This is a genomic window from Natronomonas pharaonis DSM 2160, assembly GCF_000026045.1.
GTDB classification, from domain to species: Archaea; Halobacteriota; Halobacteria; order Halobacteriales; family Haloarculaceae; genus Natronomonas; species Natronomonas pharaonis.
This window is the reverse complement of record NC_007426.1, coordinates 2,168,501-2,186,040: the sequence shown is the minus strand read 5'-3', so window position 1 is coordinate 2,186,040 and position 17,540 is coordinate 2,168,501. Positions and strand designations below refer to the sequence as shown.

Genomic DNA, 17,540 nt, shown 5'->3' with positions numbered 1-17,540 from the left:
CGTAGATATCGCAGAAGCGACAGCCGAAGTTAGTCGTCGTTCGTCGAGAACTGTTCGAGCATCCCCGACGACATCCGCTCGCGGAGCTCTTCGGGGACGCCTTCGGGGCCATCGGGAACGGTCGGCAGCTCCGTTGGCTCCGGCTCCAGCCCCGGTCCGAAAAGCTGGAGCGCGGCGTTGATAGTCGCCCAATCGTCCTCTTCGGCGGCGTCACGAAGACTCTGGGTCGGCGCAGAGAGTAGTTGACCGACCAGGGCGTCGGCCATCGACTCGACGATTTCGTGTTCTCGCTCGGAGAGGCCGTCCTCACGTTCGGCCTCGAACTTCGAGACAGCAGTTCGGAGCTCGCGGGCCTTGATTCGCTCGGCGCCCTCGTACATCGCCGCGATGACCTGGTCGGCGCGCTTGCGCTTATACTGTGTCATTAGGTGCTCGAACTCCTCGTCTATCATAGTCTCGACTGTCTCGGCGGCCTCGCGTCGCTTTGCGCGTGCCTCGTCGGTGACCGACTCGATGGTGTCGAGGTCGTAGACCGCAACCCCGTCGATGCCGTCAGCGCCGGGGGCGACATCCCGCGGCTGGGCGATGTCGAGGACGCACGTTTCGCCGACGCCGCCGAGGTCGGCGGTGTCGATGACATAGTCCTCGCTGCCGGTTGCTGAGACGACGACATCGGCAGCGTCGGCCGCCTCGTCGACGCTATCGACACCAACGACTGACGCGGTCGTCGAGAGCTCCTCGGCCAGCCGTTCGGCACGCTCTCTGGTTCGGTTGGCGACGATGACGCGGCTCGCGGGGTCGTCAAGTGCCTTTGCCGCCAATGTCGCCATCTCGCCGGCACCGACGACGAGCGCTGTCGAACCAGTAACGCCGTGGCGCTCGGCCGCGAACCGAACGGCGGCCGACCCCAGCGAGACAGCGCCTTCGTTGATGGCGGTTTCTGTCCGTGCCCGCTCGCCGACGTGGAGCGCCTTGAGGACCGCATCGTTCAGTGTTGGCCCGACGCCGCCGACACCACGGGCGTCCTCGTAGGCGTCTCTGACCTGCCCGAGAATCTGGTCTTCGCCGATGACGAGTGACTCGAGCCCGCAGGCGACGGCCATAAGATGTTTCAGGCTCTGATTGTGGCTGAGCATCCGGATGGCGTCGTCGTCGACGCCTGCAAGATAGCCGGCGAGTGCGGCGGTGCCGGTCTCGCTGTCATTGGCGACAACGTACGCCTCCGCCCGATTACACGTCTGGAGAACGAACGCCTCGGAGACACCCTCCTTCGACAACAGTTCCTCGACGGCTGTCTGCTGGCTGCCGTCAGCCGCCGTTTCTATCTGGTCGATGGAAGCGTGGCTGTGGGAGACGCTCGCTCCGACGACGATTCCGGTTTCTACTGTCACTGTGTGTCACCCAACGCCGATTCGACGACGGCGTCTACCGTCTGTCGGTGCTTGGACACACCGGTACCTAAATCCTTCCAAACCTGTGGCGATTGTACCACGTCGCGGACGGCCTGTCGCCGCGCTGCCGGCGAAATATCGCGGTCTTTGAGTTGTTCTCGAAGCGACGCGGTTGTTGTCGCCAACTCGCCGGCGCCTTCGATTTCACTCTCGATGCGCTTTCGGAGTTCTCTGGCGAGCGCCGGACTCTGGCCGCCGGTCGAGATAGCGACGGTTACGTCGCCGTCCCGAACCGTCGCCGGCACGACGACGCTTCCGGGGTCGCGGCCGCCGGACCGGTCGGTCCGGTTGACGAGCCGCCCGCGGGCCGTTGCCGCCTCGGCGACGGCCTCGTTGACCGCCGCGTCGTCGGTTGCGGCGACCGCAAGCGCCGGTTCGGTGCGGTCGAACCAGTCGTCGACTGCCTCCGGCTCCGGAGCCGCTCGAACCAGCGACGCGCCGCCGTAGTCCGCTTCGGGGAACGCCGGACTGACGACGACAACGTCCGCTTCGCGGGCGAACCGGCGGGCTTTTCGTGCCCCGACGCTGCCGCCGCCGAACACCAGCACGGTCTGGCCGGTGAAATCGTGGTACAACGGTATCATCCTACTCAGTGTTTGCCGTTGCTCGTTCGTCGAGTCTGATGCCGGTCTTTTTCAGGATTTCCGTCGAGAACAGCGAGTCCCAGTCGTCGTCGCCGACATCCCAGTACTCCTCCATCGTCGATTTTACCTGCTGGATTCGGCGCTTACTTTCGTCTTCGCTTCGGCCGTGGGTCATCGCGAAGAAGTTGTACGGCCAGACGCCTTCGTGGCGCGGCCGCTCATAACAGTGCGTGACGAAATCCAGCCCTGCGACCTCCGGTCCGACCTCGTCGAGTTTCTCGTCGGGGACGCTCCAGACGGTCATTCCGTTTTCGGTGTAGCCGAGCGCGTAGTGGTTCGGGATGACGCCGACGCGGCGAATCTTCCCCGATTCGTTGAAGCGCTGTATCGTCCGCAGCACCCAGTCGGTGTCGACGCCGAGTTCGGCCGCGACATCGGCGTACGGCGTCTCAGTCACCGGGAGCCCGTCCTGTATCTCGACGACGAGGTCTCGTTCTTCGGGCGTCAGCGTCCCGCGGTCGGTCGGGCTCGCATCGGGGCCGAGGTCGGACAGGTCAACGTCGCCGTCCGGGATGGGGCCGTCGACGAGGAACTTCGCCTCGACGCGGAACTCCTGTTGTTTCGGGAGGTTGTAGGTTTCCTGCCCGGTCTCGTCTTCGATGTCGGCCAGCACCCGCTCGACGGCGTCGGCGTCGGCCACGGAGACGACAAACCACATGTTCAGATGCGGATGCTCGCGTCGGTAGTTGTGGGCGACCTCGCGGTGGCTGTTTACCTGCTCGGCGACCGCCTCGAAACGGTCTTCCGGCGCGTGCATCGCCACGAGCGTCGCTGCGCCGCCGATTTCGGCGGCGTTGATGAGCGCCCCGAATCGGGTGAGAACGCCCTCCTCGTCGAGGGTCTGTACTCGTTTCAGCAACTCCGTGGCGGTGACATCGACCCCATGGTCGGCAAGCGCTTCGGCGGCGGGCTCGAACGGCGATTCGACGACCGGAAAGCCGCCTTGGTAGGCGTTGATGACGGCGCGGTCGAGTCGGTCCAGCCCGGCGGTTTCACTCATTGTCGGCTAGTTGGACGGCGGGGAAATAAGCGCCTCGCTCGTTCCAACCACGATATAGTGGGAAACGGGGTACCTCTCGGGGACGGGCTCAATCCGACCAGCCGTTGCCGTCAGCGAGGTCGATATCGTTGTCGAGCTTCGACGACGGGCAGATATCCTCAAGGATGCAGTCCCCACAATCGGGGTTCCGGGCCGTACAGGTTTCGCGGCCGTGGCTGATGAGCAGATGCGTAAACTCCTTCCAGTCATCCTGCGGGACGATATCGATAAGATCGTCTTCGATGGCGTCCGGGCGCTTTTCGGTCGTCATCCCGAGCCGTCTGGAGATGCGCTGGACGTGCGTGTCGACGACGATGCCCTCGACGACCTCGTGGCCGTGCTGGAGCACGACGTTGGCGGTCTTGCGGCCGACGCCGGCCAGGTCTGTCAGTTCCGACATCGTGTCCGGAACCTCACCGTTGTGTTTCTCGACGATGTCCGCACAGGCGGACGTGAGATAGCCGGCCTTGTTGTTGTAGTAGGTTATCGAGTCGATGTCCGACGCCAGTTCCTCTTTGTCGGCGCTGGCGTACTCCTCCGGCGTTTCGTATTTCTCGAAGAGCGTTTCGGTGACCGTGTTGACGCGCTCGTCGGTACACTGCGCCGAGAGGACAACGGCGACAAGCAGCTCCAAGCGGTTCGAGAACCGAAGCGAAATCTCCGGTTCGGGATACTCCTCGTAGAGTCGGTCCAGCACTTCGGCGACCTGCGACTCGCGCGGCTCGAGCGGCGTACCCATACCCGATACACCGGTTGATTACCCTTGGCTGTGTCGGGTTCAGGACGGGCGGCTACGGTGGAGAGATGGGCTCCAGGTCGACGCCGCGCTGCCACTCCGCCCTGTCGGCCGGCGTCCCGCCCACCGGCTCCGCGACGAACTCGGCGGACAGCTCCCAGACCTCGTCGTCGCGCGGCTCACACTGGAGACAGACGACAGCGACCTGCCGGAGCGTTCGCACTTCGCAAGCGACGCCGGTTTGCCGCTCCGCGAGGTCGGCAGCCGCGGCGTCGAGTGGCTCGGCCGTGACCTCCCCGCCGGGCAGCGTCCACTCGTCGCCATCGCGGCGAACCAACACGCCGTTTTCGTCGCTTTTGACGTGCACCCGAACGCTCACGTGGCATCCGTGGTCGTCTAGCTCGTCAAACTCGCTCGGCGTCACGGCGACGGTTGTCTGCTGGACATCGAAGCGGTCGTACTCCGCATAGAGTGCATCGAGATACTGCGATACCGCCCCCGGTCCCGAGCCGTTCATGTTCGTCCGGATGACCGATAGTCGGATAAATCCGTGGGATTCTTTATATCTGCTGTAGAGGGTTCGTAGACCGCCAAATAGAGCGTTTCGATGGCCGTATCAGAGGACGCCGGTCGTCGCAGCGGCCTCGATTGCGGCCTCGCGTTCGATGCCGTCGCCGAGAATCGTATACCGGTCGCGAATCTCGTGGGCGCTGGTCGTCGCCTCGATGAATCGCTCGCCGTCAATGCCGAGTTCGGCCGCGGTTGTCGGCGCATCGATGCTGGCCAGCGCGTCACGAACCCGCCGCCAGTCGCCGCCCTCGCCGCTGTGGAGATACTCGGTGACAATAGAGGCGACGCCGACCTGATGGCCGTGCAGTGCCGTCTCCGGCGCGATGCGGTCGAGCTGATGTGAGATGAGGTGCTCGGCACCCGATGCCGGCCGCGAGGAGCCGGCTATCGACATCGCGACGCCGGAGGAGACGAGCGCTTTGACGACTATCCACGCCGACTCTTCGAGCCCCCGCTTGATTGACGCCGAATTGTCGACGAGCATCTCGGCGGTCATCTGTGAGAGCGCCCCCGCATACTCGCTGTATTCGACGTTCTTCAGCCGGTGTGCGAGCTGCCAGTCTTTGACCGCGGTGTAGTTAGAGATGATATCGGCACAGCCGGCGGTCGTCAGCCGCCACGGCGAGTTGGCTATCAGTTCGGTGTCTGCGATGACTGCAAGCGGCGGATGTGCCGCGACTGAGTGTCGCGTGTCGCCCTCGGGGACCGAGCCGCGCCCCGAGACGATACCGTCGTGGCTGGCGGCGGTCGGCACCGAGATGAAGCCACAGTTCCGTTCGTCTGCGGCCATCTTCGCGATGTCGATGGGTTTGCCGCCGCCGAACCCGACGAGGAAGCCGGCCGTTTCGCGTTCGGCGGTCTCGATTACCCGCTCGACGGCGTCGAAGCTCGCTTCCTCGACAACCGCGACTGCGGGGTCGAATCCGGCCGACACGAACTGCTCGCGGAGTCGGTCGACGGCCAGTTCTTCCGGTGTCGGGCTCGTGACGATGAGCGGCCGACCGTCGAGGTAGAGTTCCTCGACGGCCTCGGCCGTCCGGTCGAGGACGCCGTGGCCGACGACGACGCTTCGCGGGAGGCGAATCCACGTCGACTTCTCGAACATACCGGGTCTCCGGCAGGGGGCGACAAAACGGTTCCCCCTGCCGACGCGGGCGGCGGCCGGGCGGACCCGTGGCGTTACCGTCTGTCCGGCGGCTGCAGGTCCCGCTGGAACTCGTCGAACTGTTCGAGGCCGTCGGGCAGTTCGTATGGCAGTTTTCGGTCGCTACGCCCGTCGTGGTGGTCGGCATCGACCGGTTCGGCGACTGACTCCCAGCCGGGCTTGACGCGGACGCTCTTTGCTGGCTGGCCGACGACGACATGGTGGGCCGGTACGTCGGACTGAACGACCGCACGCGCGCCGACAACGGCGTTTTCGCCGACCTGTACGCCGGCCCGTACCATCGCGTCGAACGTGAGCCGCACGTCGTCTTCGATGATGGTGTGGTAGTTGTCGACCTCGGTCTGGTCGACGATATCGTGGTCGTGGCTGTAGACGTGGACACCATCGGAGATGGAGACGCGGTCGCCGATGGTGAGTTCGCCGCGGTCGTCGAGGTGGACATCGTCGTGCACGACGACGTTGTCGCCGATTGAGATGTTGTGGCCGTAGGTGAACGTAATCCCCTTGAAAAACCGGCAGCCATCGCCACACTCCTCGAAGAGGTGGTCGGCCAGCATCCGGCGGAACCGGAGCGCGAACTCGACATTGTCGGCCATTGGCGTGGCGTCGAACTGCCGCCAGAGCCACTGGAGATGCTTCGATTCCTCGAACGCCGCCTCGTCTTTCTCGGCGTAATACTCGCTTTCCAGCGTCGCGTTACAGGGGTCGTACCCCTGCAGTCGGACCCGTTCGGCCGGCGAGACGTCGTCGCCTGACTGCCAGCGCTCGTAGGCCTCCCTGTCGCCGTGGAGGTCGACGAGAACGTCCTCGACGACCTGACACGTGTCCTCGTCGCTGGACAGCCGACGGTCGACCGTCTCGAGGAACGCCTCGAGCCCCTCCTCGGCCGTCGCCGGCAGCGAGACGTGTCGCTTTGTCATACCCGTCGAAAAGGGTGTGCTGGTTGTTAGGGGTTGCTGTTGTGGCACGCTGCGACGGCACTCCTGATAATGCGGGCTCTCGGCAGACGACAGTCGAACCACGAGTGATAAGTGGGTGAGAACCAAATTATGGTGTATGAATTACCGTACGCTCGGTGAATCCGGCCTTGAGGTATCCGAAATCGGCTTCGGCGCGTGGGTTGTCGGCAGCGACTGGTGGGGCGACCGAACCGAACAGCAGGCCATCGACATGGTCCGGTACGCCGTCGACCAGGGAATCACCTACTTCGACACCGGTGACGTCTACGGCCACGGCGACTCCGAACAGCTGCTTGGCAAGGCGCTGGAGCCGGTCCGCGACGAGGTGACCGTCGCGACGAAAATCGGCTACGACTTCTACAACAACCCGCAGGCCGGTCACGGTGAACTCCCCAAGGAGATGCACCGCGACTACCTTGAGGAGGCCTTCGAGAAGTCGCTGGACCGCCTCGGCATGGACTCCGTCGAGATGCTCCAGCTCCACAACGCTAACGCCGACGAGATTGATGCCGACGTCCTGGAGTTCCTCGACGAACTCCGAGAGGAGGGTCGCGTCGATGCTATCGGCATGGCGCTTGGCCCATCCATCGGGTGGCTCGCTGAGGGCGACCTCGCCATCGAAGAGGAGTTCGACGCCGTCCAGCTCGTCTGGAACATGCTCGAACAGGAGGTCGGCAACCACTTTCTCGATACGCTCGAACGCACCGGTTCCGCGACGAGTCTCATCCCACGGGTCCCGCACTCGTCCGGCCTGCTGAACGAGCAGGTGACCCCGGAGACGGAACTCGACGAGGGCGACCACCGCGCCTACCGCCCCGACGAGTGGTACGAGACGGGGTGGGAGAAAATCGAATCGCTCCGGTTCCTCGAACGCGACGGCGAGCGGGAGATGTCGCAGGCAGCCCTCCAGTGGTTGCTCTTCCACGACTCTGTCGCCACGGTCACGCCGACGTTCCGCACGCGTGACGACATCGACGAGTGGGCGGCCGCAAGCGATGTCCCGCCGCTCTCCGACGAGGAATACGAGCGCGTCCAATCGCTGTACGCCGACAACTTCGGTATCGAGGGCGACGACGGGATGGACGCCCTCCGCTCGTCGGTCGGTGGCGAGGACATCGAATCGGCCGGCCTCGACAAGGAGTCCGCCGGTAGCTAACGTCCCGAAACCGTTTCTCGAACTGTTTTCGCACCCTCAGAGAGGTGTGCTTCGATTGTCTCCTGTGCCGCCTTTTCGGCCGACCCCTCGAGCCGTAGCTGTCCGTCTTCGATGAACGTCGAGAGGTCAACCCCGAGCCGTTCGAGCGTGTCATAGACATCCTCCGGCGCTGCTGTCATCCCGTTTGTCTTCGGATGTTGCAGATAGGCATCGAGGTCAACGCCGACGAGCCGCCGCCAGACGGCAGGCGGCTTCCACTCGACACCGTCGTCCGACAACGACCGGTCGCGAAGCTCGACGCCATCGAGTCGCCACTCATCGTCGACGGTCGCTGCGAAGACGGCTTCGACGGCCCCACGGCAGGGAAGCCGTATCGACTGCCGGTCGCATCCGGCACAGTACGTTCGGGCAACATCGAAGGTCCCGTCACGGTCGGTCGGGCCGTAGTCGGTGTCGCTCGCATACAGTGTCACGTGCGCCCCCGCCTCGATGGCCGCCCCACAGTGGTCGCAGGCGACCGCCAAGTCGAGTTCGGCCCGCGGAATCCGTTCGCCTTCGAGCCGGTCGGTAATGGTCACAGTCGCTCCGGGGTCGCAGTCGACAAAAAGCCTGTCGCCCGTCATCTTCCCTTCCCCGTCGCTCATCTGCTAGCCAGAGCGGCCGTTCCGACCGGCGTGAGCGTGTTGCGGTCGGTTCCGTAACGCGGTTATGTCTCGGCCGTCGAGTTCGGCGTATGGGTCGTATCCGTATCGTCTGGGGGACCGCAACCGCTCCGACAGCGATGGCGTCCTACGACGCCGCGCTCGCGGCGGCGAACGTCCACAACTACAATCTCGTCGCCGTCTCGTCAGTTGTGCCCGCAGACGCCGACATCGAAGTCGCCGGCACGGCCCCCGACCTCGGTCCGGACGGCGAGCGGCTGACCGTCGTGGAGGGGCGGACCACGGTCCCGCCCGAGAAAGACCGGTCGGCCGCTGCGGCGCTCGGCTGGGCGCGCGACAGCGACGGTCCCGGCATCTTCTATGAGGTTTCCGGCTCTGACCCCGACGCCGTCGAAAAGCGGCTCGATGCAGGACTCGACGCGGGGCTCGAACTCCGCGAGTGGGACTGCGATGTGACCGGCCGCCGGGTCGTACATGCCGATGCCGACCCCGACGGGTACACGACGGCGCTCGTGTTGGCCGTCTACGGGGACAGCGACCCGCTGCTGTGACGCCGGGCGACGGCGAACCGACGACGGGTTTTTATTACTACCGCTGCTACGTCCAGAGGACTCGATGCACGGGAACACACCGTACGCTGGCGCACCTGCTGCCGACGCCGAGCCGACGCCGGAACACCGCCGAGCGCTGCGTCGCGAACTCGTCTCCGTCGCCGCCTCGACCCGCGACCTCCTCTCCGATGAGTTCGTGGTCGGCGGCGAAGTCGCCGACGGCGGGGACGGCTCGCTGCGGGCGACTATCGCCATTCGGCCGCCGGCCGGCGGCGTCGTCTCCGCGGGGCTTGACCCCGAGGACAACACCGAAACAGTCGCACGGAAACTGGCTGCTGGTGCCGTCTTTGAGGCCAAGCGGGCCGGCCGTGACGTGAAGCCGACCGCCGGCTGACCACCGCCGTTACAGAACGCCTTTATTCGCCGCCCGAAAATTCCACGCCGTGAGCGTCGCCGAGGAGCGTCTCGAACGGCTACACGAACTGGCTCGCGATGCAGCCAGCGACGGCGACGACGACCTCGCGCGGCGATACGTGCGGCGCGCCAGACGGCTCGCAGAGCGCAACCGGCTGCCGCTGCCGCGGCGGTTCAAGCGGTTTACCTGCGACCGCTGTGATGCGTACCTCATCCCCGGCCGGAATGCCCGCGTCCGCACCCGGAACGGCCACCTCGTCATCACCTGCGACTGTGGCGAGCATGCGCGGTATCCGTACGACGGCTGACCGGTTTCGACACGGATAGACTGTGTGCTCTACAGCAACCGCTCCGAGCGACCGGACGACCGGCTGAGTGTGGCAGCTTTTTAATGCCGGCACCGCTACAGAACGTAGATGAACGACCGAGACCTGCAGGCGAGAGCCCACGACATCGACGCGACGCTCCGGGTCGGCAAAGCCGGTATCGACGCCGTCGTCGATGAGCTGTCCGACCAACTCGCCGACAGAGACCTCGTCAAAGTGAAGTTCCTGCGAGCGGCTCGCGGCGGAACGACGACCGAAGAGCTTGCGGCTGACCTCGCCGACCGGGTCAATGCCGACCTCGTCGAGACCCGCGGCCATACGGCCGTCTTCCATCGATGAGCGGGGGCCTGCTCCAGACCGGAGCCGGTCGGTTTATCGCCGACACGCTTGAGACGGTCGGCGTCCCGCCGGAACTCGCCGGACCGTTCGGCGACACTATCGTCGGCGTGTCCCTGTTCGGTATCGCCTTCATCCTTCTGTACGTCGTCGGCAAGCGGTTCATTCTCCCGCTTTTGAACCGGGTACTGAACGCCCGAGACCTCGATAGACACGCGAAGACACCGATACGGAAGCTCGTCTGGCTCGTCTATCTGTTCGTCGGTATCACCATCGCCTTCGGCGTTGCCGGGTACGACGACTTCCTGCGGTCGCTGGCGACGATTGCCGCCGCCGCGACCCTCGCCATCGGCTTTGCGATGCAGGATGTCCTCAAGAACTTCGTCGCCGGTATCTTCATTTTCACCGAGCGGCCGTTCAAAATCGGCGACTGGATAGAATGGGACGACAACACCGGCGTCGTCGAAGACATCAGTCTGCGCGTTACACGCGTCCGGACCTTCGACAACGAACTGTTGACGGTACCGAACTCCCAGCTCACCGATAACGTTGTCAAAAACCCGGTCGATGCCGACAAGCTCCGCCTGAAGTTCGTCTTCGGCATCGGCTACGACGACGATATCGATGCGGCGACCGACATCATTCTCGAAGAGGCGCGAGCCCACGACGGTATCATGGACGCCCCTGAGCCATCCGTTCGGCTGACCGAACTCGGTGACTCCGACGTTGGCCTCCAGTCGCGCATCTGGATAGCAAGCCCCTCGCGGGCCGACTTCGTGAAGATTCGCGGCGAGTACGTCAAGCGGGTCAAAGAGCGGTTCGACGAGGAGGGCATCGACATCCCCTACCCGCACCGAACGCTCACCGGCGGTATCGAAGTCGCCGACGGTCCGGTCGCCGAGCAGTAGCGACCGCCGGGCTGTCTCCCGGTTGTCGCTGCAGCATCTCCCCGCCCTCCGTTGCTTTCTTCTCGACACCGCGCCGCCTGCCGCCGAAAGAGACTTAAGTGGAAAGCCGTTACGCTGAACTGGACTAGGTCGGGCGGTTAGGCCCCGCTCGAAACCCGCACTATGGTCTTTAGCGGGGACCGAAGCCGGGGAACGTCTGGGCCAACCAGTACGGGCCCCGCAAGCCAACGTGGAAGCCTCGTCCTGCGAGGGCAGCGGTCCGTCGTCCGGCGTCTGCAGGGACGCTCGGGCGCGGTTAACCGTGGGTAATCCGTCAGGCACGGAAGTGAGCAGCGGGCCCACGGACAGCTGTCGCCCGCAGGGTCGCGGGGTGGAGGAGGCGCGCGGGAATCCCCGTACCGAGCGGCCCAGGCAATCTTCGGGTCCACCATTCATTCCGTTTTCACACTCCGTAGCCGCCGGCCCGTCGTTCGGCTGACCGCAAGGCACACAACGTCGGCCATCGAAACCAGCGCCATGGGACTCGGAGGCGCAACCAAAAAGCTCCAGAAAGTCGCCGACATGGGCGAGGAGCTCTACAGCAAGATGGGCGAACTGCGCGAACAGATACTCGAAGTCCGGGAAACGGTTCAGGAGACGAACCAACGAGTTGCGGCACTGGAAAACCGGCTCGACCAGCAGGAAGCGATACTCGAAGCCCTCGCCGAGGCGGAGGGCATCGATGTCGACGAGCTGCTCACTGAGGTCGCAATCGAGGAAGCAGAGCCAGCCGACGGCGACAGCGAGGCGGCCGACGACGCAGCGGAGACGATTCCGAGCGCCGACGACGCATAGCCGGAGCGTTCTACGCCATCAACCGCTGATACTCGACTTTGAGACACTTGTCTTCGACGTACTGCTTGCCGGCCGCCGCAACGCGTTCGCCCGCTTCGGCGTCACGGATGCCGAGTTGCGTCCACACGGCTGCAACGTCGTCCCGTGCAACGGCCTCGTCGACGATGCCGCTTACCTCCTCGCTCGGCCGAAAGACATCGACGATGTCGACTGTCTCTTCGACCGCCGAAAGCGAATCGTAGGCTTCGCGGCCGAGGATTTCGTCGGCGTAGGGGTTGACTGGTATGATTTCGTAGCCGCGCTCGTCGAGGAACTTCGGCACTTGGTGGGCTTCCTTCTGTGGCGTCGCCGAACAGCCGACGACGGCGATGGTATCGAGCTGGAGAATCGATTCGAGCGTCTCGTCGTCTTCGACAGGCATGCACACACCTACATCGGCCGAGGATAAAAGCCGCCCGACGCCGCTCAGGCAACGACCGCCAGCCGACCGATAACAAACGCGACCGCCGCCGCGAACATCGACGCCTTGAGCCACGCCTGTCCGGTCGTCGGGTCGCTGAAGGACCGCCACGTCGCAGCGGCCAACCCGCAAAGCGCCGGCACAAGCACCACGAGATACACCCACCCGAATAGCCCTAGCAGGTAGGGTAGCGGACTCGAAAGCACGGCGACGACGACGAAGCCGGCAGCGACATACAGCGACCGGCGCTCGCCGATGACTATCGGGAGCGTTCGCAATCCTTCCGCCCGGTCGCCGTCGATGTCCTCGACGTCCTTGACGATTTCCCGGGCCATCGTCGCACACGCGGCCAGCGCGAACAGCACGACGACCGCTGCGAGGTCACCGCCGACCGCAGCCCCACCGTAGAGGAAGGTGCTGCCGGTCAGATACGCCACGAGTGCGTTCCCGACGCCGGGCAGTCCTTTGAACACCTCGGTGTAGGCAACCAACGCGACGAGGTTGATAGCCGCGATGGCGATAGCGAGCCACGGCAAAAGCAACGTCAGCACGACTGCGACGGCAAAGAGGGCGACGCTGTAGACCAACGCCCCGCGAGGTGAGACAGCCCCCCGCGGAATCGGTCGGTCCGGCTCGTTGATGGCATCGATATCCCGGTCGAAGTAGTCATTGATGGCGTTTCCAGCCCCCGTCGCGAGCACTGTCGCGACGACAGCGAACGCCATCGACTGAGGTGAACTGAGCCCGCCGGCGACGAACGCACCGATGAACGTCAGTCCCCCCGCGGCGACCGCGTTGCCCGGACGCAGCAGCTCGACGAGGCCACGAACCCGCTCCATGGGTCGCCAGTCCGGTGGTGACGACATAAGGACGCCGACTTCGAGCCGACGGAAACCACGGGACTTAAGCCGGGGTAGCCGATACGAAGTGGTGAGGGCGCTTAGCTCAGTCTGGACAGAGTACTTGGCTTCGGACCAAGCTGTCGCGGGTTCAAATCCTGCAGCGCCCATTCGTTCTCCGAACGGTCAACGGCTGACAGACAGCCGTGGACCGTTCATTTTGTCTCACGCGGGCAGCGATTAATCCCCAGCAACTGGTACAGCAGACACCGACGCAGCGACCCCTCGACAACGAGCACGACACCGGCGATCCCGAGCCCGAGCGACGAGATGAGCGGGACCCCGACGACACCACGGGCAACGGCAAGCGCAAGCCCGCACAGAACAATCCCGACGAGTACCCGAATCCGGGCATCTAGCGGACCAACGTTGCGTTCCATAGTCGGGCTTCGTGCCATCGGTACTTGGGCTGTCGGTACGAGGTAAGAGAAGGCGAATCGGGACGCGCCACGATACAAGTCAGTATATATAAACATCTATATCGGATAGACAGGGCTATGAACGGTAATCGGCTCACCGGGACGCTACGGTATACGGCCGATTACCACCTCGGACCTGCCAACGACTGGACGGACGTCTTTGCCGGAGCGTTCATTATCCTTGCCGGCTCTCCCGGTGTGGACACCCCATGGTAGCCGGGCGTCGGAAGGTCGTTCCCGGCCTTGTGCTGCTCTGTCTCGGAGCGTTGCTCGCCCGCAGCCTATCGGTACTTATCGGCATCAACGAGCTACTTCTCGCAATCGCGCTTGGGGCCGTGCTAGTAAACACCGTCGGCATCCCGGAGCGATTCCGCCACGGAACAGCAACCTACAACATCTGGCTGGCGGCCGGAATCGTGCTCTTGGGGTCGTCGCTGACGGTGGGGATGATTATCGAAGTCGGTGCTACCGTTCTCCTTTTGCTCGTAGCCGCCGTCACGCTCACGCTCGTCACCGTCGAGGTGCTCGCCCGGAACGTCGCCGGCGTGACCGACCGGTTCGGCTCACTGCTCGCCGCAGGCGCGGGCATCTGTGGTGTTTCCGCAGTCGCCGCGGTCGGCGGTGCAGTACGGGCCAAGGAAATGCACATCGCGTATGCGGCAGGCGTCGTATTGCTCGTTGATGCGGTTACCATCGTCGTCTATCCGATTGTCGGGGCGGTGCTCGACCTTCCCGATGTCGTCTTCGGCGTCTGGGCCGGCGTGAGCATGCTCTCTACCGGTCCGGTCGTCGCGGTCGGCTTCGCACACTCGGAGGTCGCCGGCCAGTGGGCGACGATAACGAAACTCGCTCGAAACGCTCTGATAGGGGTCGTGGCGCTCGGCTACGCAAGCTACTACGCGCGCCGCGGCGCTGGTGGCTCGACATCGGTGCGGATGCTGTGGGAAAACTTTCCGAAGTTCGTGCTTGGATTTCTGGTGCTCGTTGGCCTCGCCAGCCTCGGGGCTTTCTCACCGGCCCAGCAGGATATGATTTCGACTGTCGTTGACTGGCTGTTCCTACTCGCGTTTGTCGGCTTGGGCACACAAATTCGGACCGCGGAGCTTCGTGCGACCGGCATCACCCCGGCGCTTATCGTCTTCGCTGCGGTCCTGCTTGTGAGCGTGCTTTCGCTGGCAGCTGCGCTCGTCGTGCTTTGATGTCCGGCTTTCGTTTCCCCGGGGCCTGCATCGCTGTTGGCGTACAACTGCCCCCACTGCAGTGACAGCAGCAGTGACCTGACAGCATCGGTGCGGAAAGTACACGCGGACGCTCGGGGAACGGCAACTTCTTTCTCCCTGCTATGCAGGAGTTCGTATGGACCACGTCGATTCGCTTGAGTGCGTTCGCTGCGGTGCGGAATACGACCCGAACCAGCTCCGCTATACGTGTCCCAATCATCCCGGAGTAACGGGAATCCTCGAGGTCACATACGACTACGACATCATCGTCGACCGGTTTGACGAGCCGCTGGACGGAGCCATCGACTCCCAGTGGAAGTATCGAGCGTTTCTCCCCGTCGAGGCTGAGGCTGACCCGGTGACACTCGGTGAAGGCGGCACCCCGCTGCTTTCTGCGCCGCAGCTCGGTGCGGAACTCGACGTGGACCTTCACATAAAAGACGACGGCCGAAACCCCACTGGTGTGTTGAAAGACCGGGCGAGTTCCGTCTCGGTAACGAAAGCCGCCGAATTCGATGCTGATGTTGTCACCTGTGCATCGACAGGCAACGCGGCAGCGTCGCTCGCTGGCTTCGCCGCTCGCGGGGATTTCGACTGTCGGATATTCGTCCCCGAGGACGCACCGGAGGAGAAACTCGCACAGCCGCTCGTGTACGGAGCCGACGTGCTCGGCGTGCAGGGAAGCTACGACGAGGCCTACGACCTCAGCATGGAGGCGACAGACCGGTTCGGCTGGTATAACCGCAACGCCGCGGTCAACCCGTTTCAGGTCGAGGGTAAACGAACCGTCGGCCACGAGCTGGCCGAAGAAACACGGGGTGCGGTTCCGGACTGGCTCGTGTTCGCGATGGGTGATGGCTGTACGATAGCCGGTGGGTGGAAAGGGTTCCGCGAGTTCGCCGACCTCGGGTTTGTCGAGGAGACGCCGCGGATGCTCGGCGTCCAGGCCGACGGCGCAAGCGCCATCCACGACGCGTTCCACGAGTTCGACGACGTCGATGCGGTCGCCGACACCGTCGCCGACAGCATCTCCGTTGGTCGCCCGCGGAACACTGTCAAGGCGTGTTCGGCGCTCGAAGCAAGCGGTGGGACGGCAGTTCTCGTCGACGATACGGACATCCTCGAAGCGGAGTCGCTGCTGGGGCGAACCGAAGGCATCTACGCTGAACCAGCGGGAGCCACACCGGTCGCCGGGTTGCGGAACGCACGCGAGAACGGAATTATCGAGCCCGGTGAATCGGTGGTGGTCGTCGTCACCGGGACCGGGCTGAAGGATGCCGCAAGCGCGATGCGAGCCGGCGGAAACGTCGATACGATTGCCCCGGCGATAGATGACGTCGCCGACCGCTATTCCGCGGACCTTTGAGGCCCGTCCGCTGATGGGTCGCCATCGACTCCGAGGGCGAGCGATGACGATGCGTGAGCGATACGGCCATCAGCCAACGTATCGGCGGACGACCTCGACCCCCGGGCAGCCGTCGTTCCACCAAAGCGCCGCGCCAGCGACGAACAGTATAGCTTCCAGCCACAGCGTCGTGATGTCGACTGCACCGACCGTGCCGAGTGATTTTACCCCCGAGTACGCCGGCATCCCCGTCACCGGCCACAGCAGGAACCCGAGTTCGTGGTAGTCGCCGGCCAGCACGTGCCACGGGATGTCCGCCGCAATGTGCGACGCATAGCCGATTGCGAACGCGACGCCGATATCAGTGCGGCCCCGCCGACGGGCGAGTAGACCGACAGCCCCGACAAGCAGGGCGCCGCCAAAAAGCGAGTGTGCGACCGTGCGTCCGACCGGCGTGACACCGATGAGCCACAGCGGCTGGTCGATCAGGTCCGGAAGCACCGCAGCGAACACGGCAACGACCGTCAGCTCTCCCTGCGGCGCTTCTCCGTCGCTGGCGCGCACGTACCCCGCATAGCAGAGATAGCCGACAACGGGGTGGACAATCGGTTGCATCGGTTCGGTGAGCGGTCCCTCGGGCCGCTGGTCGGGCTACTCCGTCGGGAGAATCTCTATTTCGTGGCCGTCGGGGGCTTTGGTGAACGCATAGCGGTTGTCACAGGATTCGGGGTCGCGGTAGTCCGGTGCCTCGCGTTCCTGCAGCGTCTCCCACGCCGACTGGAGGTCAGCACAGCGAACGGCGACGTGGCCCCACGCGTCGCCCATCGTGTAGCTACGGCCGTCGTAGTTGTAGGTCAGTTCGATGTCCATCGCCTCCGCCGGAGCGTCTTGGGGACTGACAAAGTAGTTCGCGAAGCTATCTGCTTCCCAGCGGCCGGTCGGTTCGTACTCGAACGTCCGTATCCAGTAGCCGAGGGCGGCGTTGACATCCTCGACGCGCAGCATCGTGTGGTCCAGCGACCACTTGGTCCCGTAGTCGCGTTCGACGATTTCGACCTCGTGGCCGTCGGGGTCCGTAACGAACGCATACCCTGGATTCTCCGCGGGCGGTCGGTAATCCTCGACACCGCTTTGCATCAGTTCATCGTATGCGGCCTCGACGTCCGGTACCCGAACGGCGATGTGGCCCCACGCGTCGCCCATCGTGTAGCTGCGGCCGTCGTGGTTGTAGGTCAATTCCAGACGTGCGGCAGCGTCGCCGGCGTCCTCCGGACCGAGATAGACGTTGGTGAACGTCTCGGCCTCCCAGCGGCCCTTCTCCTCGTAGTTGAGGTGCGTGGTGTACCACTCCAGCGACGCATCGAGGTCTTCGACGCGAATCATCGTGTGGTCGAGTATGCCGTCCATGTGGGACGGAAGCGCCGCCAGCACCGAAAGGATGCCGGA

Annotated in this window: 23 protein-coding genes, 1 tRNA gene and 1 other RNA gene; 12 read left to right on the top strand and 13 right to left on the bottom strand. The window is 64.4% G+C overall.

Going from position 1 to position 17,540, the window contains the following annotated elements; genetic code table 11:
- Positions 1–29: 29 nt before the first annotated feature.
- The 7 genes from hemA to NP_RS11085 form a co-directional block, all read right to left on the bottom strand.
- Positions 30–1,391 (bottom strand): glutamyl-tRNA reductase, encoded by a 1,362-nt coding sequence (hemA, locus tag NP_RS11115; protein ID WP_011323957.1) that lies wholly within the window; start codon positions 1,389–1,391, stop codon positions 30–32.
- Positions 1,388–2,035 (bottom strand): precorrin-2 dehydrogenase/sirohydrochlorin ferrochelatase family protein, encoded by a 648-nt coding sequence (locus NP_RS11110; RefSeq protein WP_011323956.1) that lies wholly within the window; start codon positions 2,033–2,035, stop codon positions 1,388–1,390. The genes hemA and NP_RS11110 overlap by 4 nt, the downstream gene beginning before the upstream one ends.
- Position 2,036: 1 nt before the next feature.
- Positions 2,037–3,095 carry a siroheme decarboxylase subunit beta gene (gene ahbB / locus NP_RS11105; RefSeq protein ID WP_011323955.1) on the bottom strand — a complete coding sequence of 353 codons (1,059 nt, stop codon included), beginning with the start codon at positions 3,093–3,095 and terminating at the stop codon, positions 2,037–2,039.
- An 88-nt stretch (positions 3,096–3,183) separates the two neighbouring features.
- Entirely contained in the window at positions 3,184–3,873 is a 690-nt protein-coding gene (gene nth, locus NP_RS11100) for an endonuclease III (RefSeq protein ID WP_011323954.1), read from the bottom strand.
- Between the two features lie 52 nt (positions 3,874–3,925).
- Positions 3,926–4,387 carry a hypothetical protein gene (locus NP_RS11095; RefSeq protein WP_011323953.1) on the bottom strand — a complete coding sequence of 154 codons (462 nt, stop codon included), beginning with the start codon at positions 4,385–4,387 and terminating at the stop codon, positions 3,926–3,928.
- 99 nt (positions 4,388–4,486) lie between these two features.
- On the bottom strand, positions 4,487–5,545 hold the full coding sequence (locus tag NP_RS11090) for an NAD(P)-dependent glycerol-1-phosphate dehydrogenase (RefSeq protein ID WP_011323952.1): 1,059 nt from the start codon (positions 5,543–5,545) through the stop codon (positions 4,487–4,489).
- Between the two features lie 74 nt (positions 5,546–5,619).
- A complete protein-coding gene (locus NP_RS11085) occupies positions 5,620–6,525 on the bottom strand; it encodes an acetyltransferase (RefSeq protein WP_011323951.1) in 906 nt (301 codons plus the stop codon).
- A 136-nt stretch (positions 6,526–6,661) separates the two neighbouring features.
- On the opposite strand from NP_RS11085, the gene NP_RS11080 reads away from it, so the two are divergent.
- Positions 6,662–7,720: an aldo/keto reductase gene (locus NP_RS11080; protein WP_011323950.1), complete on the top strand. Its 1,059-nt coding sequence runs from the start codon at positions 6,662–6,664 to the stop codon at positions 7,718–7,720.
- Here NP_RS11080 and NP_RS11075 read toward each other — a convergent pair.
- Complete coding sequence (locus NP_RS11075; RefSeq protein WP_148215457.1) at positions 7,717–8,364, bottom strand: hypothetical protein; 648 nt, start codon at positions 8,362–8,364, stop codon at positions 7,717–7,719. The two genes, NP_RS11080 and NP_RS11075, sit on opposite strands and share 4 nt — an antisense overlap.
- 89 nt (positions 8,365–8,453) lie before the next feature.
- Between NP_RS11075 and NP_RS11070 the strand changes: the two genes are divergently transcribed.
- The 7 genes from NP_RS11070 (at position 8,454) to NP_RS11045 (ending at position 11,751) form a co-directional block, all read left to right on the top strand.
- A complete protein-coding gene (locus NP_RS11070) occupies positions 8,454–8,933 on the top strand; it encodes a pyruvoyl-dependent arginine decarboxylase (protein ID WP_011323948.1) in 480 nt (159 codons plus the stop codon).
- 64 nt (positions 8,934–8,997) lie between these two features.
- Complete coding sequence (locus NP_RS11065) at positions 8,998–9,327, top strand: DUF5811 family protein (RefSeq protein WP_011323947.1); 330 nt, start codon at positions 8,998–9,000, stop codon at positions 9,325–9,327.
- Positions 9,328–9,376: 49 nt separating this feature from the next.
- A complete protein-coding gene (locus NP_RS11060) occupies positions 9,377–9,655 on the top strand; it encodes a ribonuclease P protein component 4 (protein WP_011323946.1) in 279 nt (92 codons plus the stop codon).
- Positions 9,656–9,763: 108 nt separating this feature from the next.
- Complete coding sequence (locus tag NP_RS11055) at positions 9,764–10,012, top strand: YhbY family RNA-binding protein (RefSeq protein WP_011323945.1); 249 nt, start codon at positions 9,764–9,766, stop codon at positions 10,010–10,012.
- Positions 10,009–10,917 carry a mechanosensitive ion channel family protein gene (locus tag NP_RS11050; protein WP_011323944.1) on the top strand — a complete coding sequence of 303 codons (909 nt, stop codon included), beginning with the start codon at positions 10,009–10,011 and terminating at the stop codon, positions 10,915–10,917. The genes NP_RS11055 and NP_RS11050 overlap by 4 nt, the downstream gene beginning before the upstream one ends.
- Before the next feature lie 117 nt (positions 10,918–11,034).
- Positions 11,035–11,347: signal recognition particle sRNA (ffs, locus tag NP_RS13235), an RNA gene on the top strand.
- A gap of 86 nt (positions 11,348–11,433) precedes the next feature.
- On the top strand, positions 11,434–11,751 hold the full coding sequence (locus tag NP_RS11045; protein WP_011323943.1) for a DUF5798 family protein: 318 nt from the start codon (positions 11,434–11,436) through the stop codon (positions 11,749–11,751).
- Between the two features lie 10 nt (positions 11,752–11,761).
- Here the strand turns inward: NP_RS11045 and NP_RS11040 are convergent, their stop codons facing one another.
- Entirely contained in the window at positions 11,762–12,172 is a 411-nt protein-coding gene (locus NP_RS11040) for a CoA-binding protein (RefSeq protein WP_011323942.1), read from the bottom strand.
- 44 nt (positions 12,173–12,216) lie between these two features.
- Complete coding sequence (locus tag NP_RS11035) at positions 12,217–13,050, bottom strand: geranylgeranylglycerol-phosphate geranylgeranyltransferase (RefSeq protein WP_011323941.1); 834 nt, start codon at positions 13,048–13,050, stop codon at positions 12,217–12,219.
- A 95-nt stretch (positions 13,051–13,145) separates the two neighbouring features.
- Here NP_RS11035 and NP_RS11030 point away from each other — a divergent pair.
- Positions 13,146–13,220, top strand: a tRNA-Arg gene (locus tag NP_RS11030).
- 45 nt (positions 13,221–13,265) lie between these two features.
- Here the strand turns inward: NP_RS11030 and NP_RS11025 are convergent.
- Positions 13,266–13,490 carry a YgaP family membrane protein gene (locus NP_RS11025; protein WP_011323940.1) on the bottom strand — a complete coding sequence of 75 codons (225 nt, stop codon included), beginning with the start codon at positions 13,488–13,490 and terminating at the stop codon, positions 13,266–13,268.
- 117 nt (positions 13,491–13,607) lie between these two features.
- Here NP_RS11025 and NP_RS14630 point away from each other — a divergent pair, with 117 nt between their 5' ends.
- The 3 genes from NP_RS14630 (at position 13,608) to thrC (ending at position 16,115) form a co-directional block, all read left to right on the top strand.
- A complete protein-coding gene (locus NP_RS14630) occupies positions 13,608–13,745 on the top strand; it encodes a hypothetical protein (protein WP_158303765.1) in 138 nt (45 codons plus the stop codon).
- On the top strand, positions 13,739–14,728 hold the full coding sequence (locus NP_RS11020) for a YeiH family protein (RefSeq protein WP_011323939.1): 990 nt from the start codon (positions 13,739–13,741) through the stop codon (positions 14,726–14,728). The genes NP_RS14630 and NP_RS11020 overlap by 7 nt, the downstream gene beginning before the upstream one ends.
- A gap of 157 nt (positions 14,729–14,885) precedes the next feature.
- Entirely contained in the window at positions 14,886–16,115 is a 1,230-nt protein-coding gene (thrC, locus tag NP_RS11015) for a threonine synthase (RefSeq protein WP_011323938.1), read from the top strand.
- 69 nt (positions 16,116–16,184) lie between these two features.
- Here thrC and NP_RS11010 read toward each other — a convergent pair whose 3' ends face one another.
- Both NP_RS11010 and NP_RS11005 read right to left on the bottom strand, forming a co-directional pair.
- Positions 16,185–16,709, bottom strand: a complete 525-nt coding sequence (locus tag NP_RS11010; RefSeq protein ID WP_011323937.1) for a metal-dependent hydrolase — start codon at positions 16,707–16,709, stop codon at positions 16,185–16,187.
- A 36-nt stretch (positions 16,710–16,745) separates the two neighbouring features.
- A complete protein-coding gene (locus tag NP_RS11005) occupies positions 16,746–17,501 on the bottom strand; it encodes a VOC family protein (protein ID WP_011323936.1) in 756 nt (251 codons plus the stop codon).
- Positions 17,502–17,540 lie beyond the last annotated feature (39 nt).